We start from the raw sequence: 22,216 nt of genomic DNA on the forward strand, positions 1-22,216 counted from the left end.
TTAATTAGTAGCGTTCACTGGCCAGCGCGAACTGGTTTTGCTTATAGAGAAAAAATTCGGTGGTGAACCCTGGTTTTACTAACTGCTCATCGCCAATGAGGGCAACGTGCGGGTAGATGTAAATAGGGATAGCCGGATTATCCAAAGCTTTAAACAAAGCTTTGGTTTCATTAGCCGCGGTTCGTGTTTCACCCTGGTAGTTCACCGCCATTTGGCCATTCGCGGTGCGTTTATAACGCGGTGCAGTCCAGGAAGGCGCGGAAGTCGCCACACTTTGGTTGTAAATCTGACTCACAGTAAGCCCCTCTTCAGGAATGGTTCCTGAGGCGACTGATTTGGCACAAGAGCTCAGCAACAGCAAACTACTTGAGACTAAAATCATGCGTATAGTGTTGTAAGTGACCATAATCTAATACCCTCCCTTTGGGTTCTTTGTCGAGTTGAATGGTTTGAGTGAAATGAAGAGACATCCGGTTAGGACGATAATGCGTTTGATTCCCCATCCGATACGGCACACTGGCAGGTACAAACACCATGTCAAAACTGCCTTGTATGCGCTTTTCAAGCCAATCGGCAGCTTTAACCGAGCCTTGCGCCAGAGCGCCACCTGCAGCATAGGGGGCAAAAGAGCCAGTAGGTGCAGCAGTTGCCCCGTTGGGTCCTGCAAAATAAGTCATCTGCCATTGGGATAATGCATTACCAGCCCCTTCCATACCCCCTGCTGCCAGCATGGCGGTAAGGACTCTTGGTGCGTTGGTGTAGTATTTGCCATGAATACACGGATTACCGTAAGCCGTAGTTAAATAGCCAAGACTTTCGTTATTGACTAAATCAACCGAATTGGTCATCTGCTCTTTACCAACCACCACAAAGTGGCCGTCTTGAAAAGTGAAGAGCACGGAGGTGACATAAGCCCTGGCACAGGAAATATTATCTAAAAAGGAGCCCACGCCGATTGCGTAGCCACTGACTTTCATCCCTGAAATATCAGGAGGAAGGGCTACGCCATTAGAGGCCATTAAATCCCCGCGGCTGATAATGGCGCTGAAGGGGAATAACGGTTGCATCAGCTTTCCATCAATGGGAACTTCACCGATTAATGCGGATAACAAGGTGGTATTGCCCAGGTCACTTCCTGCAGGAATGGTGTAATAAGGAATACTTTGTTTTTTATCATCCTGATTGGGGATCTGCTTCTTAACTTTGCGAGTCAGTGTTTTTTGAATGCGCTTCCTTCTTTCATTGAACTTATTCCAATACCTCACCTCCTGTTCACTTAAAGGACGTTTCATGAGCTGTGCATCAATGTCAGTGACGCCACCCATTGCATGAGGCGCTTCATTTTGAGCGAGTTGCCCTACGGGGTAGCCCGCAGCATTGTCCGCAGACGTTCGTGATTCTTTTAACTGGACCAGCTCTTTTTTCAGCTCTTCTATTGTTTGAGCTACTTCAGGGGGAAGCTCTTGGCGAACCACCACCCCACCCTCTTCTTTAGATGCAATGAGCGCTGCATTGCGTTCACTTAACGTTTTATTCTGTACTTCGATGGCGTGCATCTTTTGTTCGGTCTGTACCAAGCGCGCTGATACGTCACGAATATTGTCATTAAACTGACTGGCGATGGCTTCATTGATGTTATTAGGATTGGTTTTGTTCTCCGTTGTAACGGACTCCCCACTGTTCCCGGAGTTGATTAAAACTAAAGCCACCACACCAACCACAACTCCTGTTAATACTTTAAGGCTTAAATTCTTTTTCATCGGACAAACTCCTGGGTCTGAGATGATGCCTCGCCAAAGGGTCGGTCAGATACCACAAAAACAGTGGTGGTGTCGGCGGTGCCACGAGGCTCTAGAGTATTGGTTGGGAAAAAGGTTGCTGTTTGCCAGTTGCCTATTAAATGATGCGGATCGAGTACCACTCTTTTTTTAAGCTCGTTTTTTAATTCAATGGCCGTCACATACAAGTCCCCACCCTGCCAGGAAATTAGGGGTCTTGCTAAAATACTGGCCCCATAAACCAAGGTGATGTTTTTATGGGTTCGCATCGCCGTGCGCGCCACCCCAGGAGGGATTACTAACAAACGCTCTGGAGCATACAGCGATTGAATGGCAAACCGGGTTAATGACACCGGATTTACTTCAGGCGTTTTGCTGATTTTTGACGGCTCCTCTTCCTGCTCTGTGGCAGTGGATTCCTCACCATCTGATGCCATTAGGACTTCAATCGGTGCTGCATCCGTGGCCTCCTTGCTTGCCGAAAGACTTAACACAATGGGCTCGCCCTCAGGCATTAATTGCACGACCAATCGTTTATTGGTAAAGGGCTCTTTGGCATTCAAGTACAATGCGTCTTGGATTTTCATCAGACCTATATCTTTGTCGAGTTCAGAATCCACAATGCTGATGGCCAAAGGAAATCTAATCAGTCGCTCCTGGTTCAATGGCAGCGTGATGTGGATTGGCGTTTTATCCCACAGTACATGTTGCGTGGGTTGAATCTCGGCGTAGACCGTGCTGATAGACAGCATCATTAAGAGTATCCATCGTTTAAAGTTCATGTTCATCTCCTGTACGTTCCTGGCTTAATAAGTCTTTGACTAAGCGTTCGGGCTTGGTGTATCCATCAAGAGCCAATTGAAAGGGATTGAGTAATTTGGATAGGCTCACCTTGACTACTCGCAGGTGGTAATCCACTACTTTGTCTGCAATCACCATGGGGCTTTTGTCGTTTAGCCTCTGGGTAATGCGCAAGACCACATGCACCTCCCAGGTGTTGTTGCTTAGTCGTTTCACATCTCCTGGCTCTAAAAAACGATAAAGGCTTGCCACCTGTGCTCGATTAAAGAGTTGTGCCTGTTGGTAGGCGTTAAAAGTCTGTGTCACAAGCTCTTGATGGCGAGGAGTGAAATAGTAATGAAAACCTTTCAGGTTCGTTGCAAACTCCTCTTTCCCCATTTGAGACCAGGAATTTAGGGGCGGGACTAAAGAGGTGACAAACCCATGCACGTATTCATCAGGCACCTCTCCGGCTTTCATTAATCCCCCATTAGCCACCATGTTGGGCGCCAGCCAAAACTCCAGCTTCTTAGGGACTGTGCTCAAGGCGCCAATGAGTCCTGCAACCAAAAGCACTAAAATAATAATAAAAGTGAACAGCACGCGATTCACTTGATTGAGTGCATCAATCTTGTTCCAGTAATTAAACACGACGTGCTCCTAATCGTTTTGAGGTATGCCAAAGACCGCGATGGGCTAGATAAGGTGGTCGCACCAGGCCCCATCTGGCCAGTTTTATTCTTATTTTTTTCATTAAATATCCGTGTGGTTTGCCCGCTTTTAAGCGAGAAATCGGTTTTGGCGCGAGGCTCACCCCGACAATGAAGCCAAGCACCAAACCGAGACAGCCAAAAGCGCCAGGAAAGCTGAAAAACACGCCGATGATCGTGAACACCAACGCCATCACCCCTGTGGTGATGGCCACAAGAATCATAAGTTCACGTAAAGTCAGCCCCTTAAATGCGGGAAAATCATGGGATAAATGACGGCTTGATGGGGTAGTCATGTTGTATCCTTAAAGTTTAAATTTATCGATTACGGTGTACCCTAAATAGCCCGTTGCAATACTGATGGTCAGATAGACAATCCCCATCACTGCAAAATTAGCAAATACTGCAAGCGAGCCGCCTTCATGTTTTTTAGCTTCTTCAATCCCATGCGATATCGTGGATATAAATTTGGTGAACATCACCACCGAGACGATGAATAACAAAATCATCAATCCCTGTCTCACCACATTGGATAAGACAGTCATGGCACTCTTATTGCCTTGAGTCATGTCATCAGATGCCGCGACCTTAGGAAACCAACCACTATCAGCCCAAAGTGCGGGCGCGTAGCTTAAATTGACCAGGGCGAGGCTGGCACTAAGTGCCCAGCGATTTATTGTTTTTGGTAGGTGCATCATATCTAACTTCCTTTTGTTGTTAATAAACCGATAAATAAGGTGAGGCCTATGAGCAAACGCACGGTTCTTGAGCCTAGAGCCACCATGAATAGTTCCGAGGCTTTCGCCTCCTCACTCATAAAGTGCACAATCGACCAAAGAATGGCTAAAATCACACACATCAATGCAACGAAGCGAATCAGCCCGCTATAAGTTAAGGCCTGTTGCCCTCCTGCTTCGTTAAATGCTCTGGCAAAGTCACCCGCAAGTTGTTCTCTCATCGCTAGTTCCCCACAAAATCAAATGCGAGTGGCTTAACGGTTTTAGGCTCAATGGCAGGCTTATTGATGTAGTCAATCAAGGCATTGCGAATGGCCACTAAATCCTCGCGAACCCCTGGATGGGTCTTTTTATCACTGCCTTCAAAGGCATTAATATGTAATTGAATGCGGGAATTAGGCTCAATTTCCTCTTCTGCCTCGGCTAATAAGGGCAGCGTGGCGTTAATTTGATTAATCACCCGCACTAAGGTTTTATTAAGCTCCGCCTGATTGCTGAAACTCACAGCACTTAAGAGCATTAATCCCAATCCAAACAGTGTTTTTTTCATCACATCTCCTTATAAATATTTTTTAAATCGACTGGAGGTCACGCTCACCAAACAAGCGAGCAACACGCTTAAACTCACGAAAATAGGGGTTGGTGATAAGGCATGCGGGATGGCAAGCCATAGAATCAAGACCCAAAACAAGGCGCGTCGCGCCAAAGGAATGGATTTATGAAAGACATAGGTTGATTCACGCCCTAAAGAGGCCGTACGAATGGCTCGTTGATTTAATCCGTCCACAAGTCCTGCACTAATGGCTAATAAAAACAGCGGAATGGCTGCAACTAGAATGGCACCTTTAATCAGTAATAAATGGCCTGTTACTCTTAATAAAAGCCGAGTTTGTTGTGCCTTTAACCAAAACTCATTAAAGGTTTGTGTTAACTCTGGCGCTATTGAAATTGGGTCTGGTTGAATCACCGCATCCATTTGCTCTTGTGCCATTTGAGCAAGCCTACCCCCTACATCTTGTGCTTTGATCAAAGTGCTCGCCGAATGAGTGCGAAGGTCAGGGGTAACCCTTTGGCTTAACCAAGTAGTGAATGAGGTGTCGCTAAATTCACTAACAACCACTGCTTGCTTTAGGGACAGGGCTTGAATGGCGTTAGCAGCTGATTCAAAGCCTACATGAACCCAAGACCATAATGCCCAGGCCATTAAAACCATCCATCCAAGAAAGGCGACACACACCCAGCTCACCACTGCTCGTTTAAGCCAAGATGATTTTTTAACAGGTCTTTGTTTTTTTTCTACTGCCATATAACCCCCGAATCATAGGCAAAGGGGTAGTGACGCACATCCAGTAAAGAGGCTAATTCATCGACATCCACTGCCTGTAAGGGTAGGCCCGCCAATTGTGTTAACTCATGCAGCGCGCGCGATGTGGCCACATTAGTAACAAGTCCCAATGCCTTGCTCTTTTGCAATTGCAAGGCATGTGCTTTTAACCAGACGCGGGAACGTGCATCATCGCCTACTACAAAAAGAGCGTGTGACAAGTTGCTGTTTCTAATGGTTTGTGTGTTCACGACTCCAGGATTTATACGGCTGGTTACTGGTAAGGGAAATTCTTCTGGTTCAGTTTGTGCTCCTTCCTGTTTTGAGGGAACCTGACCTGCCTCTAAATAGGGAGTTGCATCAATAACGGGTGATTCAATGGCTATCACTTTCAGCGCATAACAGGCTGCAATGAGACTCCAGGAGATGAAAAAAAACAGGGTTCGCATGTTAAAAAACTCCCAAATCAACAACGCTTGAGGCGCCGCCTCTGGCCAACAGCAATAAAGGCGTGGTTTTTTTAGAGGCATTCAGTGCGTCAAAACTTAATTCACCGTGATTTAGGGTAATAGTTCCATTGCTTACTAATTCTCGTGGAATTTGATTAAGGTTTGCCCACACCTGAACCGCACGGTCATCCATGCCCATGAGCATCAAATGCAATCGTGTATTGGGACTTGCATTAATTGCATCCATTAAGGTTAAAAGGATTGTTTTGATTGCGTCATTTGTTTTGATGAATAGAAATAAAGTATCGCCTTCATTTAGACGTATCGGTTTGTAGGCCGCAGGAGAATAAGGGGACGCATCAAACTCACCCACAACAGGTACATTGGCAAATAATTGATTGTAGGCTTTGTAAAACGCGTTATTCCATGCGATGTTTTTGGATACCTTTTGGGCTTCATGGCGAGCAGAAAGCGCTGCAAAATGGGCGCGCTCCGCCTCATTTTGAGCATTAATGCCTAAGACATCCACAGGGGTTTGCCTTAATCCTTTATAATATACCGCACTGCGATTTTGCATTAAAAACACGTAGCGTTTTTCTTCCTCTTCAGTTAATCCCCAAACTCTTGCCTCATGGAGTTGCAAAGGGGTAAGTTTTAAGGTGTTCAAATCTTGCTCTGCGGTGATGTCGTCTTCATTCACTGAAAGACCTGTTTTGGCAAGCGTTTTATCGGTTGATGCCAAAGCATTGGAATTGTTGTGGTGCATGGCAATCCCAGGAATGGTTAAATCAGCATGTGCCTGGACATTTAAGAACATGAGGCTTAATAACAGTGATTTTTTAGACATGACTCACCCCTTCCTTAACCTATGTGCTCATGAGTTATAAGTACTCGCTCAGCGCGTGTATTTTCTAATTCAAGGCGTTGTTTGCCGTAATCAACGCTCACCACCTTCCATCCCGCGAGCGCATCGCCCTTCTCCAGGGGAATGGTTTTGTAGTCATAAGCAACACTGGCAACGGGAACTTGTTGAATGCTGTCAATACTCACGACAGAAAATGGCAGGCTTTTTATGGGTACGTATTTGACCGAGGATTTTTTATCATCCAGGTGAGTTACCACTTCTTTGATGGAATGAAGCTCTTGGCCTAAGGTATTTTGGGTGTGGTTTAGAGTCTCCGTTAATTGTTTGCTGTCGGCTTCTCGAAGCTGGTCGAGCCGACTGGATAACTGTGTAATTTGTTGGGTAATGGCATCAAAATTAACCTCTGGCAGGGGCTTATTAACCGTTTCGCCCAACGTTTTTAATTGAGACTGCAGCTCGTTTAAGCGTGAAACGACCAGAGTGTCAGTCGCTGCGTCCTGTGTTGAAGATGGCTCATTTCGAATGGTTGCCAAACCCAGCAAGGTGGACGTACCTATTGCCAGCATTAAGCCCCCAAAAAACACTCCTTTGCGAGTGGGTAGAATCAAAAGATTTTTTAATTGTTTGATGGCGTTGTTGTTCATGCTTTTTTTCCTTGGAGATTGGTTTGTGCTTTGGCGTATTGCGGTTTTAATTTAAAATTAACCTGGCGATGAAGTGGGTCTTGGATCAGAGAAAACACTTGCTGTCCCACCAGAACCTCTAATCCATCCTGTACCGTCAATGGCCCGAGATTTCTCACCACTTGCGGTAGGGGTTGATTCATGATGTTTTTAAGCGCCTGGCTTTGTACCTTCTCATCAACCAGAGCGTATCCTGAATACTGCATCCAATGAGTTAATGCTTCACCTACGGTATGAATGCTTTGAGGAAAATGGATTTGTTGCACGGTGAGCAAAGGGTTAATTTGTGAGGTTAACGGCTTATTCTCAACGGTTGCATAACGATTCACCTGGGTGACTTGAGCTGCACTCACAACGCTGGCAGACAGGCACAAAAACACGATGCTGGTTGTGGTTTTTAACTGATTTACTGTTTTCACGGTCAAAAATCCCCCATCACGCTTCAAAAAGCGCAATTTTTTATTTCATTGATTTTTTATCTGCCAATACTTAAGCGCATTGGCAGTCCATTGGATTTAGATTAGAAAATGCCTGATAAGGTCCTCACTAATCCTTGCTCTAGAACAGGACGTGCGTCTTTAAAAGACAGGTTCACTTTATTGGCATCGGATACCACTCGAGTTCGATAATGCTTATAGTTAGTTTGATTACTCGAAGTTTGATACGTGCCTGATGAGGTTCCATTTTCAAGTGCCGAAGTAAAATGCTCCTGCACCGTGACTCCTTTTCCAACTCGTTCAGAAATTTGAACATCAGTCACCACAGTGTAATTAACATCTTTTACTAAGGAATCTGCAGCCAGTCCTACAAGCCCCCCTGCAATTCCACCGCCCAGCATGGTATTGGAGTTTCCAAAGGAACCAATGGCAGCCCCAGTTGCTGCTCCTGCTAAAGCCGAGCCATAACCGCCACCGAGTGCATTTTCAGAGGCAGAGTGACTCATTTTTCCAACTTTACGAATGTTTGCTTGAATCATGTAATGGGCTTGTGCGGGATTAGTAACAACGCGATAGCCGCGTTCAGTTAATGCTTGAGCCAGCGGTTTCTCAATCGCCAAGCTCTCTTCTGAGGTGTTTTTTACGGAGACAAACACCGTTTTTTGTGACGGCGCAACGGGATCGAGAAAGATGGTTTTACTTAATTTAGTATTCGCCTCTAAAGTATGGTGCTCTAGTGCTGTTTGGGTTGCGGCACAGCCTATTAATGTTGATACAGCACAAGCTATTACAGTATATTGGATTGCTGTCTTAAGCCCTACTCTTGTTACGCTCATCATTATTCCTTTAAGTATTGTTGTTATTAGTTCACTGTATTTTTTCTTAATTAATGGCTCTTATTGGCATTATTGTTAACATGTATAGGCTTTATATAAAAACCACCCTGCTCTTTCTCTTTTTTTAATTTCAGATAAATCTCTTCACGATGTACGGAAATGGATAATGGTGCATTAATACCAAAGCGCACTTGATTGCCTTTAACGCCTAAGACGGTGATATTGACCTCGTCACCAATCATCAGAGCTTCTCCTATTCTCCTGGTTAAAATGAGCATTTGTTTTTTTCCTTTTTTTATTAATGAATAGTCATTGATGGATTTGAATTCTGTTGAAACGCAAGGGTTTCGCATGCATCGGCTGTCTTTTCAAAAGCCTCCCAGACGTCAGGTCTTAGGGTTTCGTCATACGCTAATAAAAGCTTGTTGGCGCATTGTTGCAGCATGGTCAGTAAGTCTTCAGTCAAGGTTCTCATTGAGTTACGCTCCTATGTGTTGTTTGATTTGGTTTAAGTACCCATCCCCTACCTCAATATTTCGGGCTGGTTTGATTCGATGTGGCGCCTCTATTTTAGGGAGCTCATGGCCTTGTTGAATCAAATGACATACTTGCTCATACTTATCTTTAAATTTCCTATAAGCTTCGCCATCATCATCAATTGAGAAGAAATCAAAAGGCATTTTTTTTGCTACGAATTCAATCACTGGATGACTCCAGCGTGGAATCGCCTTGCGAACGCTATTCTTGAACTCCCAATAGGCATCGGATGCTTTCGGCAGTTTTAAATCATCATAAAAAGCCATACATAGTGCTTTGAATTGCAAGCAATTAGGTGGGTACTCAGCAAACTTTCCATTGCCCGATAAGTTTCTTAATCGTTCCATTCCGCTCTCCAGAGCTTTAGGCGTTAAGCCTTTTAATGTGTCAAACCAAGTGCCGTTGTCATGCGTACCAAATTTAGTTAGAAACAAAGTGCCGTAGATTTTGGTGAGTTCCATCCAAAGCCAGGACACATGGTCTGTACTCAAGTTCGGCGCTGATGACTTTTGAGGTTGGGAATAACTCTTCTGTTGAAGGTTTGCAGGCGTTCTGGTTGAATCTTGCGACTGTCTCCAAGGCTGCGTCATAAGAATTGACTTTAGGGGATGCACGCTCATTGTTTGTACTCCTTGTCTGAGTGTTTGATATCATGGGCTCTTGTTGTTTGCGTTCGGCATGTTTAGCAAGAAAACTTAAATAAATGGGGTTGAAGTCAGCAAAAGTACTTCCCCATGCAGTGTTTTTGTCAATGAATTCTTGGATGATGTTGCTGTCAGTTGCAAAGCCGTAGCCTGATGCAATTGCTCGTGCAATTGTTTTTTGGCTGGGGTAGAAATTTGGCGATATGAGTTGTTTTAAATTTTTATTCCCAATTTCCTCGCCTAAGTTGTTGTTGTTTGTATTGTTATTTATATTAATAAATAACTTCTTTACACAGGGGTTAGGTATGTTAACTTCTGTGTTAAGTTCTATGTTAACTTCCTCATCAAAAACAACCTTTTCGTCAATGTTTTCTTGATTGTTGACTGGGTTTGTTAGTGTGTTAACTTCCGTGTTTTCAAAGATTTTACTAAAAATTTTAGGTAGTTGAGGAAAAAGGAATTTGAGGGATTGACCTTCGGAAACCACTTTAAAATATTCCCCGCATTCCCTCTCAATTGATTTGATGTAATTACGAATAGTTTGTTTGGATGGCGTACCACTTTCTTTTCTTCCTGGTGCGGAGTTAATTTCAATTAGCTTAGCAATATCATGATAGGAAACATCATAAACGATGCCCGTTGCTGGATCTGCCAAATTAATAAGAGACTTAATTAATAATGCGGGACCATAAGGGAATCCAATAAATGGGCGCTCTACATCTATTCTAGCTTTATTGAAGCATACGACTGCTTGAAGTTTATTTATAATTGAAATTTCATTACACATCTTAAAGATCCATTATTAATTGTTAATTGGCTGTTGCCATCAAATTAAACAAATTGTTCTATTGGATTATTTTTAACGAAGATTGTGTAAAGAATATTGTATTGAGCTATCATCCATAATTTCCTTGTCTAATGAATGCAATGGCTCAATCTATATGTTATGATTTTCACCATGGCATTCTGTCTTATGCCCGAATACACCGAGAGTTACTGTTTGGCGACCGTTCTCTCGGTGTTTTTTTTAAAACCTATGAAGATATTAACGCATAGCAATTCATGATTCAACATTTTACTCGATTTTTTTTCGACAAAAGTGTATTTTAATGAGATTAACCTAAATTTACACTAAAGATTACTATGACAGCACGCGGATCAATTACAGTTTCCTGGGAAGATGTGAAACAGGATGTGGCTAGACTAAACCCATCTTTACATCAAATTATTGAAAATGATATTAACTTAGTTCCATCGGAATTAACTATCCTAAGCTATAATTATGGCAGCCAGATAGGTGATGAATCGTATTTTTATTTCCCCGATTTAAAAAAATCTCCAACAATGCCATTCTGCATGGTCTATGAAAACAATTTTGAAATGTATATGGAGTTTAATGAACGAACATCACCATGGAAAATATATAAACCAGGGCAAATTTTCCCATATACTAAATTTTTAAAAAATAATTACCTATATGAGCCATCTGACATACTTAAAATGACAGCAGGTATAAGGAATTCCTTTTTATTAATGAATAAATTCAGCGATAAAAAGAGACATTCATGGTTACAAAAAAAATATAATCTAACATGCTCCGTTCCCAATAATTTCGATGAACAATTTTTTGTTTTAAAACAAATCAGTGATCATATTAATCCTTCATGGAAAGCTAAATTACTTTCATTTCCTAAAACATGGGAAGAAAAAGCGTATAAATCACCTATGTTTGTAGATTATTTAAATTCTGTTGCCAATAATGATCATATTTTTAAGAGAAATATTTTATTGTATGACTATCTTCTAAATACCATTAATTTGGATAATAAAATAACTAATAATGGATTTATTAAGGAAGTAATTCGATATTTATTTTTCGTAGCCTGTGGAGATCAACCCGCTTATTTACCAACATCTAATGAATCAAACGCACCAATAAGCCTCTTTAGAGAAGCATATATTGACATTTTTAAATCTGAAACGATTCCCATTTTTATGACGCCACATAAATTGTCACCTTTTGAGTCAAATGAAACAGTGTATTATTCTCTTAATAAAGAAGATTTTTTATTCAAACCAAATCAAATCTCTAACTTAAATAAATTGTCTTCTGAAATTAAATCAGCTTTTGAAAATACTTGTGAAAAGATCTACTCTTCCAAAGTTGCAGTAAATACAATACTCCATAAATGCGCTGATAATTTAAATATTAATTTAATTCATCGTTGGAATATCAACTCTTCATCTGAAAACAATCAAGAAGAACTATTCTTTAATAAAGACAATTATCTCATGGACGAAATATCAAAATATAAAAACCTGGAATTTCCATTGAATTCATTATTTTTATCAGGGTGTTTTTCCATATCATATAAAAAAAATTATAAAGTATTAAATAAATGACCATTGGAAAGGAAATATGATTCTAATTTTAAAATGCCGTCAAAAATTGCCGTCAAATTACTCTTGGATATCTTTTTTTTATCTAAAAATTTAATAAAGTCGGATGATAAAAATAGTTTTTGTTCACGTCTAATTTTATCCGAAACAATTTTAAGTCTTGTTTGTTTGTAACTAAAAGAATCTAATTCATTTAATATATAGGTAATTTTATGAGTATGATTTTTCTTATACTCTAAATAAATAACAATATCGTGTGCTATCTTTTCTAAGAATGGGGTCGCTGATTGTATCGGGATTGATGTCATGCTCTGTAGATTTTTTTCTAAATAATCTATAAGAGTAGGATACATTTTATTTGCTAGATCCCTGATAATATAGATATTTTTTGAACTATGCACGATAGGGATTTCACTTTTGATTGATTGATGATTTTTTTGAAAATATAAAAGCACATCTTTCTTTTTTTGATCTATGTAGTGCGCTTTTAATTGAACAAAAATTGCTTCTGGAACAGCAGCTTTTAGTGTCAACCAATTTCGTTTTTTAAAGTGAATTTTCCTTAATTTACAGATTAAATTATTGTCACATAAGTGTAACTTTTCTAATGTGGCTCTAATGTTCACCATAGCAATGGTTTTATCAAAACCATGGGTAGAGGGAAAATATGAAATTGCAACTTCATCATCCCCATCTAATACACCTGATAGATAATCTTCAAAAACCTTCCCAGATCCTAACATCCCATAATTACGAAGCTCATATGCCCGAAGAGCCCCCAGAGAAGATAATCCGATTACTTTTATTCCTTGCTCTAATACCCACAAAATCTCTTTATGAGTAACACTAGCTTGTTGTTCAAACACACCATCTACAATAACTATTATTTCTATGCTTGGGTGTTTGAGTAAAACTCCGATTATATCCCCTCTTCTAATCGCTGGTAACAATAAATCGCTATCCTGAATATATTCTGATAATTCATCATGAGAAATTGTTGAGTCAACAAATATAGCTCTTTTTTTATTATTCATTATTTATTAGGAAAGTTTTTAAAATACATATATCTTCGTTACAGTAAGAGTATACAGCTAAGTCGTTATTGTTGTAATTTAGAAGTTTAACAATTTGATCGAATTGTTGTACCAGAGAAAGGTTCGAGGAATTAAGATTTTCGAAATAGATTTTTTCTGGAATTTGAGTCAATGTCTTTAATTTTAAAAAATTATAACAAGATTGATCCAAATCATCTCTTGCGCCAGATATAATACCAACTTTTGATTGAATTGCCTCAATATAGGCTTTCATAACCGCCTCATGCTTTGAAAAATGACAGCTATAACCAGCTACTACAGACTGATTATTTAGAGGATTACTATTTAAAATATTACTTTCAATCACAGGCAAATTAAAAATATTCTCATAAAAATAAAACGAGGCACTTATTTTATTCATATCTGTAAATCTGAATATGTCGCATTCAACGTGCTCTAGCTGTTTTTTTTTGGATAACTTGGTTGAATTTCTTTCTATTAATTCTAAAAAACTATAAATTAATGCTTCTTTATAATTTGACCCCGACGCAATACCATCGGAATTTTGTCCAAATATTTTAGAAAGAAGTAAATTACTATCAAGAGATAACGCTATATGTGGTATGTATATTTCTTTATTTGATATTAGGGTTCTTCCAAGGCACCAATCAAGACTTTGCTTACTTAATACTGTGGCGCCATAGTCTTGTTTATTTAAATTAACAAATAAATCATGATTATTAGCCAAATCTTCTTGTGAAACATTAATTATTTCTGGTTTAACTTCTTCTGCAAAATAAGTCTCTATAGATTCCATCAATGCTGCACACTGGGCCTCATCTTTATGTATTGATTTGCCCATGCTGACAGTTATTGATTTTGCATTCGGACGAATAGCAGAAAATATTTTTAGATCGGATGTATCATCTAAATAACTTAAATCAGCAAGCCTTGAAATTCCAGCTTGCTTTATATATTTTGAAAGCAGGGATAAAGTATCACCAGCAGATCTAAACCTCAAACTCATGATAAAATCATCCACCAGAAATTGCAGATAAAATATTCAAGGAGTCCTTATCTGTTAATTTAATGTAATTCAGTGTGTCTATTTTTATGCCATTTAAATAAAGTAATATATAATCTTTTGGCAAATCATCTTCGAATAAATACTTATATTTAGTTTTTAAAACATCACTTAGAAGTTCTTTCCAATATATTTTATCATTTACGATAAAACTATTGCTCAGATGATTTAACGCTCCAGGAAAGCTAACAGAAACTTCCATTTTAAATTAGGCTGATGGAATTCAAGGAAATAGGATTTTCAAATATATCATAAACTTCCTGAATATCTGTTTCAAAAAGATTAATATCCTGTTCAGATAAGGATACATTAAATTCTTGTTTATCATCCATTTTGCACCATATAGAACGAATTAATCATATTTTATTATATCATTGTTTTCTAAAGAGAAAAAATCATCTATTAAATCACTGTAAACGGAACTATATCCAACGAATGAAGCTGCAGTATTACTTGCTGATTTTGGAGTGTCATAATAACCACCAATATGAACTCGAAAATCAAAATTGTATTGTCCTTTAAGTTTTGGTAGGGATATTTGTGATACTTTGCCTTTTTTAAGAGGTATGTATCCACAAAAATCATATACCTCATTATTATTAAGCTTAATCGTCATATCTTTATCTAGCTCAAGGAGTACCATAGCGGTCTCCAGAGAAATCCCTGCCCTTCTTCTATGAATCAGATTTATAGCACCACCTGCTTGGCGAATATTAGTTTCTAGGAAAATGGGCTCTTGGTAATCATCTAGAAAAAATTCTGTATGCATAACACCATTTTTATATTCTAGTAATTGCTGAACTTTAATGGATTCTTGCTCTATTTTTTTTTCAAGAGACAAATCAACTATAGGGAAACTGGCAATTATTTTCCCGTTTAGAAACCTATGATTAGGATAAGAATATCTCCGTGCCTGAATATACTTAACTACGCCATTTTTTACTATCAATTCACAATGAAACAAGGGTTCAGGATAGAATTTTTGCAAAATAAACTTTATTTTAGAGTCAAAGCAAGTACTCTTCCAAACTATAAAGTCATTTTTACTTTTAATATGATAACCACCCTCTGCACCAGCAAGATTGTCTGGTTTGATGAAATACTCACTGTAACCTATTGAATCAATAATATCTTCATACGCAAGATCTTCATGATAATCCAATGTTTTTGGAACCATCATATAAGGACTTAATAGTCTGTACATCTCTGATTTGACTTTATATTTCTCTATTGTTGGATAATTAATCCCAGGAATATTATATTTTGTTCTGAGCTTAGCTGCTTCAATTAGAAAATTATCATTAAAACAAACAATAGCATCAACCCTATTATTTTCTATGATTTTCGCTATTTCATCTATACACAAAGAATTATAATAAACACTGTTCTCTTTTCCGACTGTCTCTGTGCCCTCAAAATAAGCCAATGTTGGTTCAATATCGTTGGTTTTTAACAATTCAAAATCAACCAACTTATATGTAAAGGGCATACCAATTAATAAAGGGAATAATTTTTGCATTTAAGTAACCCTGTATTTAAATATAGAATTATATGCTAATGAGATTACTATCAAACCCATCATCGTGTTGATAAGCATTGCATCTAAAGATAAGTTAGTTAACTGAGAGCAAATGTATACCGAAAGATAGATTAATGAAGGACACAAACCATTAAGCACAATTACATTAAAGCTAGCTAAGCGCGTGCCTTGAAAATTATTGTAACCCGAAAGTTGTGCTACCTGACGCATAAAAAACATACTCATGTATTCTATATATGCAAAAACTCCAAACATAGTTATTAGTAAAATACTCACATGCTGCTCACTAATTAAAGAATAATAAAAAATCAAAAAAACCAATGGTACTAAGTAATTTATATAAGAAATTTGTTGATATAATTTAATCCGGGAATATTCAGTACGGCTCTTTACTAGTGACCAGGCCATTATGGCGCCTAAAATTAAAGAAACAAAAGGTTCAGAGGAATATGCAAAATTAAATAAATCAATACTGCTATGCAGATTGTGTAAGAAATAAGTTAATACCGAACCGGTAAACACTGCTAAAATAAGCCCATAACCCAATGAAATATTAATTATCAGTTTAAGGTCATTCGTGTGTAATGATTTTTTAAAATTATTATATATTATGCCTATGAATACAATTGTCAGCATTGGAGCTAGAACCCCAATAGACATAACAAATAAAGATAAACAACCAGAAAATATTAATGCTATAGTGATCAATATAATATAAGAAAATGCCCCTAATCTCCCAAATTTTAAGACTATCTTTAAACAGTCCCTCCAATATCCACGAATAATCAGTAAGTAAATAACAAATATGACTTCTAAATAAACACAATATTTACTATAAACTGTTAACTCGTTATTTTCATAAAACCATCCAAAAATAAATATTGAAATGATTCCAACTAGGTTCAAACTAAAACCGAAGTAATTATTAGCCTGGGTCACACTGATTCTTTGATTTTTTGTATATGTATTTAACTCAGCTCTGATTAAAAGCTGAAAAAATGAGATAATGAAATAATGAGCCCCACTCCAAAAATAAAGCTGGAGCTTATTAGCCGGATTTAAGACGAAGTAACTACTAATAACAAAAATAATACTAAGGATTGATGCAATAAAACGATACCAGTGAATAAACAAATGTTCTCTGTTTTTAAAATAATTCTTATTTAAGAAGTCCATGAAAAATGATAAAAAAATACTGGTAAATGCAATTAGAATTGTAATTTGTGAAAAAAATAAAATGAGCCTACTACTTTCATGCAACACTTGAGCATAGGCATTAAGCTCTACACCAAGTGCTCGGATAGGAAAATATACTGGTAAAATAAAAAAATAAATTAAACCAATATTCTCCGAAACTCCCCTGATAAATCTTCCTAACATTTTGTTAATCACATCCGTTCCCTTTTAACAACTTTACAAATACAAATGCTGAGGTTGATGACATAAAATGCTTTTGAGACTACAATGAGCAGATGTTGGTCTTAAAGTACCTAAAGTTTCAGTTCATGCTCTAGATTCAATAAATTTTTTCGTTATTTTTATAGTCATATATGCCATCAGAACGCTATTGTAGACAAATTAATCTTCTTGGGGAAGAAAACCAGCTTAAATTAGCTGAGGCTTCTGTGTTAGTAATTGGAGCCGGAGGAATCGGCTCCCCAGCTCTTATGTACTTGGTGGCTGGTGGCATTGGGAAAGTAGGTTTTATTGACTATGATTTTGTGACTCTGTCTAATTTACATAGACAAATTCTTTATACCGAACATGATATTGGGAGCACCAAATCATCTATTGCTTACCAAAAACTAAGCTCCATAAACTCAGAAACAAATTTAATTGAATACAATTCAAAATTAAATATTGAAATTGCAAATAGTATTATTCCTCAATACGATTTAATTATTGATGGTTCCGATAATTTTAAAACTCGTTATTTAGTTAATGATATTTGTTGTCAATTGAATAAACCATTCATTAGCTCAAGTATTTTTCAAAATAAAATACAAATCATTTTTTTTGATATTAAACAAGGATGTTATAGATGTATATTTCCTGAACCACCACCACCTTTTTTAATGAACAACTGCTCTGATGCTGGCGTTCTAGGTCCAACAACAGGTATAGCTGGATCGATGACCGCATCATTAGCCATTAAATATTTTGTAAATCCAAACGCCACCCCAGTTCAAAAAATAATTACTTTTGATAGTGATACCTTAAAGACAGAACAGTTACCATTTTCACAAATAGATCGCTGTTCAGGCTGCCATCATAAATCGATTTCTTGGCCAACTCAAAATTTTAGTGTGGAACTTCAAAAAATTGATTTATCAAATTATAAAGTCATTGATATTAGAGAAGTTAATGAAGATCGTAAGGTCAAGTTAACTAGTGATGAACTTCATATTCCTTTCAGCCAGATGATTGAGCTATCTAATAAAATTCCACAGGATAAATTGCTTGTTTATTGTCAAAGTGGCGTTAGAAGTGATTATGCAGTGCATTTACTGCGCAAAAACGGGTTTCATGCGTTTTCACTTGACCAGGGAGTATCTACTTTGAAAATCAATACTGATGGATTTGCTTATTTATAAATATTTTTAATTTTCAATATCAAGATAATCATAAATCCTTTCAATACTTTCAAATTCCATCAAAACTCTTATTCGACCTGTCTTTAATGCATTAATTCTTACATTTTTGTTGTATAGGTTTAAAAATTTTTCGGATAAGATCTTCATGTCATCACTTGAAACCAGAGGCCTATTATTTATTTTTGTAACCTGAGGCTCAAGTAAATCCAGATATTTCTTCTCCTTAATAAACTTTTCTGTTTCTCGAACAGAGAGTTTTTTGTCTATAACATATTGAATTACAATATTTTGAAATTTATGATCTAAAATAATTGCTGCTCTAATATGGCCATAATCCACATCCCCATTTTCCCAAAACAATTTACATTCAGGGCTTAATAATGATGCAACACGAATTAAATTGGCAACAGTAGATCTCGGCTTACCGATTATTTTGGATACTTGATCAACACTTAAAAAATGCTCATCCTTAAGCTTTAATAAAGATTCAGATTCTTCAAGTAAAGTTAGCTGTTCTCGTTGAATGTTTTCAATTAATGCAATGGCAAAAGCTTCTCTCTCATTAACATTTTTTATTAGACAGGGAATTACAGTTAAACCAATTTCTAAAGCTGAAAGATATCTTCTCTCACCAGCTATCAGCTCATACTTTTCATCATCCATTTCTCTAACAATAATAGGTTGTAAGACGCCTTGTTCTTTAATAGACTCTACTAAGTCTTGAAGAGACTCTTTTGAAATTTTCCCATGTTTGCGAGGTTGATATTTACCAAGAACAATTTTTGCAAGCGAAATATTTTTCATTATATTTCCACTTTGCTTTTCATGGTTTAAGTTTAATAAATCAACTTCAATTGCATTAATACCCTTGCCTAAGATATTCATAAAATTGCCTTTTATTTGCTTGCAAAAAAAAACTTAAAAACCCCTATAATCCTCTGCCATCATGGGCTATAGAAGACTTGTCCCGTACGGGACTATTATTCTTCGCTTGCTATATCCTTAAGAAACTTTCGGTCCGCATACATCCATTGGCTTAAAGCCATCCGAATAATTGCGGGTTTAATATGTACTTCCAACATTTTTCTAGAATTTTTTATGTTAAGCTCTAAATCTATTAATTTCTCTATGTTATGCATATCAATATTTGCTTGAACAGGATTAGAACCAATGTTTTTCATCATGGCTCCTAATTTAATTTGAGTCAGTAAATTAATAAGAACATAATCATCGGATGAATTATTCCAATTAATATCATCTACTGATGAACTTTTAAAAAAGTGTTCTAAAGCCTCATTTACTAATTGAGATTGCTTCCCTCTTCCCGAATATTCTTTCTTGGCTTTTTCTTGAATAGATGTCCATAATTTTTCTGGGACGCGAAGAGTAATTTTTTTTTGTTTTTTTAAACAACTCTTTTGTTCTTTAGGTCTTTCTAGAAACATTATTTTTCCTCAGTACTTTTTCCCAATAAAAATTCTTCCAATGATTTTAAAAGAGATACCATATCATCAACTGTCTTAACTTCTGAAATAGTCGAATAATCCTTCAATTCGGGTATGCAGCTTAGAAGCTTATTACCTGCTTTAACACAATTGTCGATTGTTTTAATTTGCATTGAAGCAACGGATCTTTTGCGGCCATCAGTTCCTCTTGGAATGGGTTTTTTCATTTGAACAGGTAATTCAATATTTTTTTCTAACAACTTATAAATAAATAATTCCTGGCGATCTTGTCGATTATATGACGCCACTTTAATGAGATTATTGGCTGATAAATGCCCCGACTCCAACGCTGAGTATATTGATGAATGATACTTATCTGGATATAAAATTAATTTAATTAAGGTGGAAGCTAAATCTTTCTGAATTTTTAATCTAGTTGAAAGGTCTCTAACTGTTATCTTTGGATTTTCTTTAATTTCTTCAGAGGCAAGTTTAAAGTTACCTAGAACACTAATATTAGTCCTCAAACTATTTTCAGTAATTTGACGACCAATCTTATCTCTTCTGCTCAAATTATGAAGGCCTTCATTGCGAATTGCCTTAATATAGGGAATGCGACCAAGAATACAAGCCAAACGTCTTAAGTGACCCTCAAGCACAACTAATGTATTATTTTCAGAGTCTGATTCAATTTCGATCGGCTGTATTTGTCCAGTCTCCCTAATGCTTTTTGCAAGATTAACCAAAAAGTCAAATTCTTTTTTTTGAGTGATATTGGGAGAGTTAAGAAGCTCTTCAAATTGAGGAAATATAATAGATTCAATCAATTTGCCATCAACTTCTTCTTCATTAATTTTTACTAAACAATTCAAGTTCATATTAGATTCAAAAATATCCTCCATATCGATACCAACATGTTTTACCAACCAGGCATCATCAATCACCCAGTCTGGACGAGGATTATGAGCGCTAGGTTTTAAAGCTTTTGGCCTAACTTTATAATAGCCTTCGTCATTTCCATCATTAAAACTTACTTGTTTAGAAACATTTCCAAAATTTAATGACCTAGTAACATCACCATTTGATGAACTTGGTTTTTTTATTATTGTTTCTGTGCGTTCTATTGTACTGTTCTCAAAAATCATACTCATGCCATTTCCTCCAGCTCTTCTGTTACTAATCCTTTGGTTGCAATAAGATCTTCGAATCCTATTTTTTCAAAAATATAATTACATGCTTTAATCGCATCAATTCTTAATGTTGAACTCTTCTTTAGTCCATTAAAAGGCATAGCTAAATCAGCTCCTTTCGTATCTACTTTTGACATATCTCCAGAATCTCTTAATTCACATGGAATTAAATAAGGCTTGATATAAACACTCTCTTCTAATTTACTACGCTGGTCGTCTTGCCCTGTCCTTTTATTCCAGGCCTTTTGATTGGCTAGAAACCCAATAAGTTTACTAGCTTGAGATCTAGGTTTTGCATCATTTTGTTCATGAAAACAATGCAGCATTGCATTCAAACCCTCACAACTTTTCTCTTGTAGTTGAAACGGCATAACAGTATGAGTTGCAGCACGCATTAGACCAACAGACGTTATTGATATGGCCGGAGCGCAATCTGCAATAATCAAATCAAATCCAGCTTGATACATACGTTCAGGATCAAAAAATTTTCTTGGGATATCATATAAATCATCATATGATAAATTGCTATCAAATTGTTTTTCTTCAATTTTTTTCAAGATTTCATTATGGGCTGGTATAATTTTTAAGTTTTCATATTCATAGGCAGGATAAGCAGCAATAGGCTGATCTTTCATATATAAAGATGCTAGGCTAGAAATACCATCCCAATTAGGATGCAATTCAGGATCATATTCAGGATGAATTGGTGGAAAATATTTTGCAGGTAATTCTAGTCTATTATCTTTAACAATTCGTTTACTTAGGTTTGCTTGCCCATCACCATCTACAGCTAATACTCGCAACCCTAATATGGTAACTGCATAACTAATTAATAGTTGCGCTAACACAGTTTTTCCAACCCCACCTTTATTATTTGCAATAACAACAATTTTTGCTTTGTTATTCTCTATTGCCATATTAACTCCCCTAAATATTAAGATTTGTACTAACTACATTACATCAAAAAATATAAATAATAAAGCATAATTGCACTACCGTAGTGCTTATGAGTGTATTTCTTTTTTAGTGTCGGGAAAGTAGAGATTATATTTTTTTGTTAATAAATTTATTCTTAAATATCAATATGTTATGTGAGTTTTGGGTGTAAAAAAATCATCTGATATTTTTTTAGATATTGATCATTTAAAA

30 protein-coding genes are annotated in these 22,216 nt (G+C 37.1%); 2 read left to right on the forward strand and 28 right to left on the reverse strand.

Annotated elements, in window-relative coordinates:
- Positions 1-4: 4 nt before the first annotated feature.
- From G543_RS0106525 to G543_RS0106610, 18 genes are all read right to left on the reverse strand, one after another.
- Positions 5-406: a TIGR03751 family conjugal transfer lipoprotein gene (locus tag G543_RS0106525; protein WP_028383820.1), complete on the reverse strand. Its 402-nt coding sequence runs from the start codon at positions 404-406 to the stop codon at positions 5-7.
- A complete protein-coding gene (locus G543_RS0106530) occupies positions 363-1,760 on the reverse strand; it encodes a TIGR03752 family integrating conjugative element protein (RefSeq protein WP_028383821.1) in 1,398 nt (465 codons plus the stop codon). The genes G543_RS0106525 and G543_RS0106530 overlap by 44 nt, the downstream gene beginning before the upstream one ends.
- On the reverse strand, positions 1,757-2,560 hold the full coding sequence (locus G543_RS0106535) for a TIGR03749 family integrating conjugative element protein (RefSeq protein ID WP_028383822.1): 804 nt from the start codon (positions 2,558-2,560) through the stop codon (positions 1,757-1,759). Before G543_RS0106535 ends, G543_RS0106530 begins: the two co-directional genes overlap by 4 nt.
- On the reverse strand, positions 2,550-3,209 hold the full coding sequence (locus tag G543_RS0106540; protein WP_028383823.1) for a DUF2895 family protein: 660 nt from the start codon (positions 3,207-3,209) through the stop codon (positions 2,550-2,552). The genes G543_RS0106535 and G543_RS0106540 overlap by 11 nt, the downstream gene beginning before the upstream one ends.
- Complete coding sequence (locus G543_RS0106545; RefSeq protein WP_028383824.1) at positions 3,202-3,564, reverse strand: TIGR03750 family conjugal transfer protein; 363 nt, start codon at positions 3,562-3,564, stop codon at positions 3,202-3,204. The genes G543_RS0106540 and G543_RS0106545 overlap by 8 nt, the downstream gene beginning before the upstream one ends.
- Positions 3,565-3,573: 9 nt before the next feature.
- Positions 3,574-3,966, reverse strand: coding sequence for a hypothetical protein (locus G543_RS0106550; RefSeq protein WP_051190612.1), 393 nt, complete (start codon positions 3,964-3,966; stop codon positions 3,574-3,576).
- 2 nt (positions 3,967-3,968) lie between these two features.
- Positions 3,969-4,226, reverse strand: coding sequence for a hypothetical protein (locus G543_RS0106555; RefSeq protein WP_028383826.1), 258 nt, complete (start codon positions 4,224-4,226; stop codon positions 3,969-3,971).
- Between the two features lie 2 nt (positions 4,227-4,228).
- Positions 4,229-4,525 (reverse strand): hypothetical protein, encoded by a 297-nt coding sequence (locus G543_RS0106560; protein ID WP_370529218.1) that lies wholly within the window; start codon positions 4,523-4,525, stop codon positions 4,229-4,231.
- A gap of 39 nt (positions 4,526-4,564) precedes the next feature.
- On the reverse strand, positions 4,565-5,311 hold the full coding sequence (locus tag G543_RS0106565; RefSeq protein ID WP_028383828.1) for an IncC plasmid conjugative DNA transfer DtrJ family protein: 747 nt from the start codon (positions 5,309-5,311) through the stop codon (positions 4,565-4,567).
- On the reverse strand, positions 5,302-5,778 hold the full coding sequence (locus tag G543_RS17260; RefSeq protein ID WP_051190613.1) for a PFL_4695 family integrating conjugative element protein: 477 nt from the start codon (positions 5,776-5,778) through the stop codon (positions 5,302-5,304). The genes G543_RS0106565 and G543_RS17260 overlap by 10 nt, the downstream gene beginning before the upstream one ends.
- A 1-nt stretch (position 5,779) precedes the next feature.
- The gene (locus G543_RS0106575) at positions 5,780-6,625 is read right to left on the reverse strand and encodes a TIGR03759 family integrating conjugative element protein (protein ID WP_028383829.1); all 846 of its coding nucleotides are present in this window, start codon (positions 6,623-6,625) and stop codon (positions 5,780-5,782) included.
- Between the two features lie 14 nt (positions 6,626-6,639).
- Complete coding sequence (locus G543_RS17265; RefSeq protein ID WP_081675635.1) at positions 6,640-7,287, reverse strand: hypothetical protein; 648 nt, start codon at positions 7,285-7,287, stop codon at positions 6,640-6,642.
- Positions 7,284-7,745: a PFGI-1 class ICE element type IV pilus protein PilL2 gene (pilL2, locus tag G543_RS0106585; RefSeq protein WP_051190619.1), complete on the reverse strand. Its 462-nt coding sequence runs from the start codon at positions 7,743-7,745 to the stop codon at positions 7,284-7,286. Before pilL2 ends, G543_RS17265 begins: the two co-directional genes overlap by 4 nt.
- A 101-nt stretch (positions 7,746-7,846) precedes the next feature.
- Positions 7,847-8,599, reverse strand: coding sequence for a complement resistance protein TraT (locus tag G543_RS0106590; RefSeq protein ID WP_028383831.1), 753 nt, complete (start codon positions 8,597-8,599; stop codon positions 7,847-7,849).
- A 50-nt stretch (positions 8,600-8,649) separates the two neighbouring features.
- Entirely contained in the window at positions 8,650-8,877 is a 228-nt protein-coding gene (gene csrA / locus G543_RS0106595) for a carbon storage regulator CsrA (protein WP_028383832.1), read from the reverse strand.
- A 20-nt stretch (positions 8,878-8,897) separates the two neighbouring features.
- Complete coding sequence (locus G543_RS18960; protein ID WP_155824912.1) at positions 8,898-9,074, reverse strand: hypothetical protein; 177 nt, start codon at positions 9,072-9,074, stop codon at positions 8,898-8,900.
- Positions 9,075-9,078: 4 nt separating this feature from the next.
- Positions 9,079-9,483 carry a hypothetical protein gene (locus G543_RS0106605; protein WP_242602581.1) on the reverse strand — a complete coding sequence of 135 codons (405 nt, stop codon included), beginning with the start codon at positions 9,481-9,483 and terminating at the stop codon, positions 9,079-9,081.
- A 73-nt stretch (positions 9,484-9,556) separates the two neighbouring features.
- Positions 9,557-10,567, reverse strand: coding sequence for a hypothetical protein (locus tag G543_RS0106610; protein ID WP_051190614.1), 1,011 nt, complete (start codon positions 10,565-10,567; stop codon positions 9,557-9,559).
- A gap of 356 nt (positions 10,568-10,923) precedes the next feature.
- On the opposite strand from G543_RS0106610, the gene G543_RS0106620 reads away from it, so the two are divergent.
- Positions 10,924-12,183: a hypothetical protein gene (locus G543_RS0106620; protein WP_028383835.1), complete on the forward strand. Its 1,260-nt coding sequence runs from the start codon at positions 10,924-10,926 to the stop codon at positions 12,181-12,183.
- Here G543_RS0106620 and G543_RS18355 read toward each other — a convergent pair.
- Genes G543_RS18355 through G543_RS0106650 form a run of 6 tightly spaced genes read right to left on the reverse strand, consistent with a single transcriptional unit; the run spans position 12,162 to position 17,230 of the window.
- On the reverse strand, positions 12,162-13,214 hold the full coding sequence (locus G543_RS18355) for a TfuA-like protein (RefSeq protein ID WP_028383836.1): 1,053 nt from the start codon (positions 13,212-13,214) through the stop codon (positions 12,162-12,164). The two genes, G543_RS0106620 and G543_RS18355, sit on opposite strands and share 22 nt — an antisense overlap.
- Complete coding sequence (locus G543_RS0106630) at positions 13,207-14,256, reverse strand: YcaO-like family protein (protein WP_028383837.1); 1,050 nt, start codon at positions 14,254-14,256, stop codon at positions 13,207-13,209. The genes G543_RS18355 and G543_RS0106630 overlap by 8 nt, the downstream gene beginning before the upstream one ends.
- Positions 14,249-14,500: a MoaD/ThiS family protein gene (locus tag G543_RS0106635; RefSeq protein ID WP_028383838.1), complete on the reverse strand. Its 252-nt coding sequence runs from the start codon at positions 14,498-14,500 to the stop codon at positions 14,249-14,251. Before G543_RS0106635 ends, G543_RS0106630 begins: the two co-directional genes overlap by 8 nt.
- Before the next feature lies 1 nt (position 14,501).
- Positions 14,502-14,630 (reverse strand): hypothetical protein, encoded by a 129-nt coding sequence (locus tag G543_RS19415; RefSeq protein WP_255466126.1) that lies wholly within the window; start codon positions 14,628-14,630, stop codon positions 14,502-14,504.
- Positions 14,631-14,650: 20 nt separating this feature from the next.
- Positions 14,651-15,817 (reverse strand): ATP-grasp domain-containing protein, encoded by a 1,167-nt coding sequence (locus G543_RS0106645; protein WP_028383839.1) that lies wholly within the window; start codon positions 15,815-15,817, stop codon positions 14,651-14,653.
- Positions 15,818-17,230, reverse strand: a complete 1,413-nt coding sequence (locus G543_RS0106650; RefSeq protein ID WP_028383840.1) for a hypothetical protein — start codon at positions 17,228-17,230, stop codon at positions 15,818-15,820.
- A 158-nt stretch (positions 17,231-17,388) separates the two neighbouring features.
- Here G543_RS0106650 and G543_RS17275 point away from each other — a divergent pair, with 158 nt between their 5' ends.
- A complete protein-coding gene (locus G543_RS17275) occupies positions 17,389-18,432 on the forward strand; it encodes a HesA/MoeB/ThiF family protein (RefSeq protein ID WP_051190615.1) in 1,044 nt (347 codons plus the stop codon).
- A gap of 6 nt (positions 18,433-18,438) precedes the next feature.
- Here G543_RS17275 and G543_RS17280 read toward each other — a convergent pair whose 3' ends face one another.
- The 4 genes from G543_RS17280 to G543_RS0106675 all read right to left on the reverse strand — a co-directional run bounded on the left by G543_RS17280 (position 18,439) and on the right by G543_RS0106675 (position 21,984).
- Complete coding sequence (locus tag G543_RS17280; RefSeq protein ID WP_051190616.1) at positions 18,439-19,317, reverse strand: ParB/RepB/Spo0J family partition protein; 879 nt, start codon at positions 19,315-19,317, stop codon at positions 18,439-18,441.
- Between the two features lie 95 nt (positions 19,318-19,412).
- On the reverse strand, positions 19,413-19,877 hold the full coding sequence (locus G543_RS0106665) for a hypothetical protein (protein ID WP_028383841.1): 465 nt from the start codon (positions 19,875-19,877) through the stop codon (positions 19,413-19,415).
- The gene (locus tag G543_RS0106670) at positions 19,877-21,028 is read right to left on the reverse strand and encodes a ParB N-terminal domain-containing protein (protein ID WP_028383842.1); all 1,152 of its coding nucleotides are present in this window, start codon (positions 21,026-21,028) and stop codon (positions 19,877-19,879) included. Before G543_RS0106670 ends, G543_RS0106665 begins: the two co-directional genes overlap by 1 nt.
- The gene (locus tag G543_RS0106675; protein ID WP_028383843.1) at positions 21,025-21,984 is read right to left on the reverse strand and encodes a ParA family protein; all 960 of its coding nucleotides are present in this window, start codon (positions 21,982-21,984) and stop codon (positions 21,025-21,027) included. The genes G543_RS0106670 and G543_RS0106675 overlap by 4 nt, the downstream gene beginning before the upstream one ends.
- Between the last annotated feature and the right edge of the window lie 232 nt (positions 21,985-22,216).

It is taken from the genome of Legionella moravica DSM 19234 (genome assembly GCF_000423305.1).
Lineage (GTDB): Bacteria > Pseudomonadota > Gammaproteobacteria > Legionellales > Legionellaceae > Legionella > Legionella moravica.

What these genes read in the sequence shown, in the direction of transcription:
- G543_RS17260 (WP_051190613.1), bottom strand. Translation starts at nt 5,778, where the DNA reads ATGCGAACCCTGTTTTTTTTCATCTCCTGGAGTCTCATTGCAGCCTGT.
- G543_RS19415 (WP_255466126.1), bottom strand. Translation starts at nt 14,630, where the DNA reads ATGGATGATAAACAAGAATTTAATGTATCCTTATCTGAACAGGATATT.
- G543_RS0106675 (WP_028383843.1), bottom strand. Translation starts at nt 21,984, where the DNA reads ATGGCAATAGAGAATAACAAAGCAAAAATTGTTGTTATTGCAAATAAT.
- G543_RS0106535 (WP_028383822.1), bottom strand. Translation starts at nt 2,560, where the DNA reads ATGAACTTTAAACGATGGATACTCTTAATGATGCTGTCTATCAGCACG.
- G543_RS0106665 (WP_028383841.1), bottom strand. Translation starts at nt 19,877, where the DNA reads ATGTTTCTAGAAAGACCTAAAGAACAAAAGAGTTGTTTAAAAAAACAA.
- G543_RS0106555 (WP_028383826.1), bottom strand. Translation starts at nt 4,226, where the DNA reads ATGAGAGAACAACTTGCGGGTGACTTTGCCAGAGCATTTAACGAAGCA.
- G543_RS0106620 (WP_028383835.1), top strand. Translation starts at nt 10,924, where the DNA reads ATGACAGCACGCGGATCAATTACAGTTTCCTGGGAAGATGTGAAACAG.
- G543_RS0106670 (WP_028383842.1), bottom strand. Translation starts at nt 21,028, where the DNA reads ATGAGTATGATTTTTGAGAACAGTACAATAGAACGCACAGAAACAATA.
- G543_RS17275 (WP_051190615.1), top strand. Translation starts at nt 17,389, where the DNA reads ATGCCATCAGAACGCTATTGTAGACAAATTAATCTTCTTGGGGAAGAA.
- G543_RS18960 (WP_155824912.1), bottom strand. Translation starts at nt 9,074, where the DNA reads ATGAGAACCTTGACTGAAGACTTACTGACCATGCTGCAACAATGCGCC.
- G543_RS0106575 (WP_028383829.1), bottom strand. Translation starts at nt 6,625, where the DNA reads ATGTCTAAAAAATCACTGTTATTAAGCCTCATGTTCTTAAATGTCCAG.
- G543_RS0106560 (WP_370529218.1), bottom strand. Translation starts at nt 4,525, where the DNA reads ATGCTCTTAAGTGCTGTGAGTTTCAGCAATCAGGCGGAGCTTAATAAA.
- G543_RS0106545 (WP_028383824.1), bottom strand. Translation starts at nt 3,564, where the DNA reads ATGACTACCCCATCAAGCCGTCATTTATCCCATGATTTTCCCGCATTT.
- G543_RS0106635 (WP_028383838.1), bottom strand. Translation starts at nt 14,500, where the DNA reads ATGGAAGTTTCTGTTAGCTTTCCTGGAGCGTTAAATCATCTGAGCAAT.
- G543_RS0106645 (WP_028383839.1), bottom strand. Translation starts at nt 15,817, where the DNA reads ATGCAAAAATTATTCCCTTTATTAATTGGTATGCCCTTTACATATAAG.
- G543_RS0106605 (WP_242602581.1), bottom strand. Translation starts at nt 9,483, where the DNA reads ATGGAACGATTAAGAAACTTATCGGGCAATGGAAAGTTTGCTGAGTAC.
- G543_RS0106590 (WP_028383831.1), bottom strand. Translation starts at nt 8,599, where the DNA reads ATGAGCGTAACAAGAGTAGGGCTTAAGACAGCAATCCAATATACTGTA.
- G543_RS17280 (WP_051190616.1), bottom strand. Translation starts at nt 19,317, where the DNA reads ATGAATATCTTAGGCAAGGGTATTAATGCAATTGAAGTTGATTTATTA.
- csrA (WP_028383832.1), bottom strand. Translation starts at nt 8,877, where the DNA reads ATGCTCATTTTAACCAGGAGAATAGGAGAAGCTCTGATGATTGGTGAC.
- G543_RS0106565 (WP_028383828.1), bottom strand. Translation starts at nt 5,311, where the DNA reads ATGGCAGTAGAAAAAAAACAAAGACCTGTTAAAAAATCATCTTGGCTT.
- G543_RS0106525 (WP_028383820.1), bottom strand. Translation starts at nt 406, where the DNA reads ATGGTCACTTACAACACTATACGCATGATTTTAGTCTCAAGTAGTTTG.
- G543_RS0106610 (WP_051190614.1), bottom strand. Translation starts at nt 10,567, where the DNA reads ATGTGTAATGAAATTTCAATTATAAATAAACTTCAAGCAGTCGTATGC.
- G543_RS0106530 (WP_028383821.1), bottom strand. Translation starts at nt 1,760, where the DNA reads ATGAAAAAGAATTTAAGCCTTAAAGTATTAACAGGAGTTGTGGTTGGT.
- G543_RS17265 (WP_081675635.1), bottom strand. Translation starts at nt 7,287, where the DNA reads ATGAACAACAACGCCATCAAACAATTAAAAAATCTTTTGATTCTACCC.
- G543_RS0106550 (WP_051190612.1), bottom strand. Translation starts at nt 3,966, where the DNA reads ATGATGCACCTACCAAAAACAATAAATCGCTGGGCACTTAGTGCCAGC.
- G543_RS18355 (WP_028383836.1), bottom strand. Translation starts at nt 13,214, where the DNA reads ATGAATAATAAAAAAAGAGCTATATTTGTTGACTCAACAATTTCTCAT.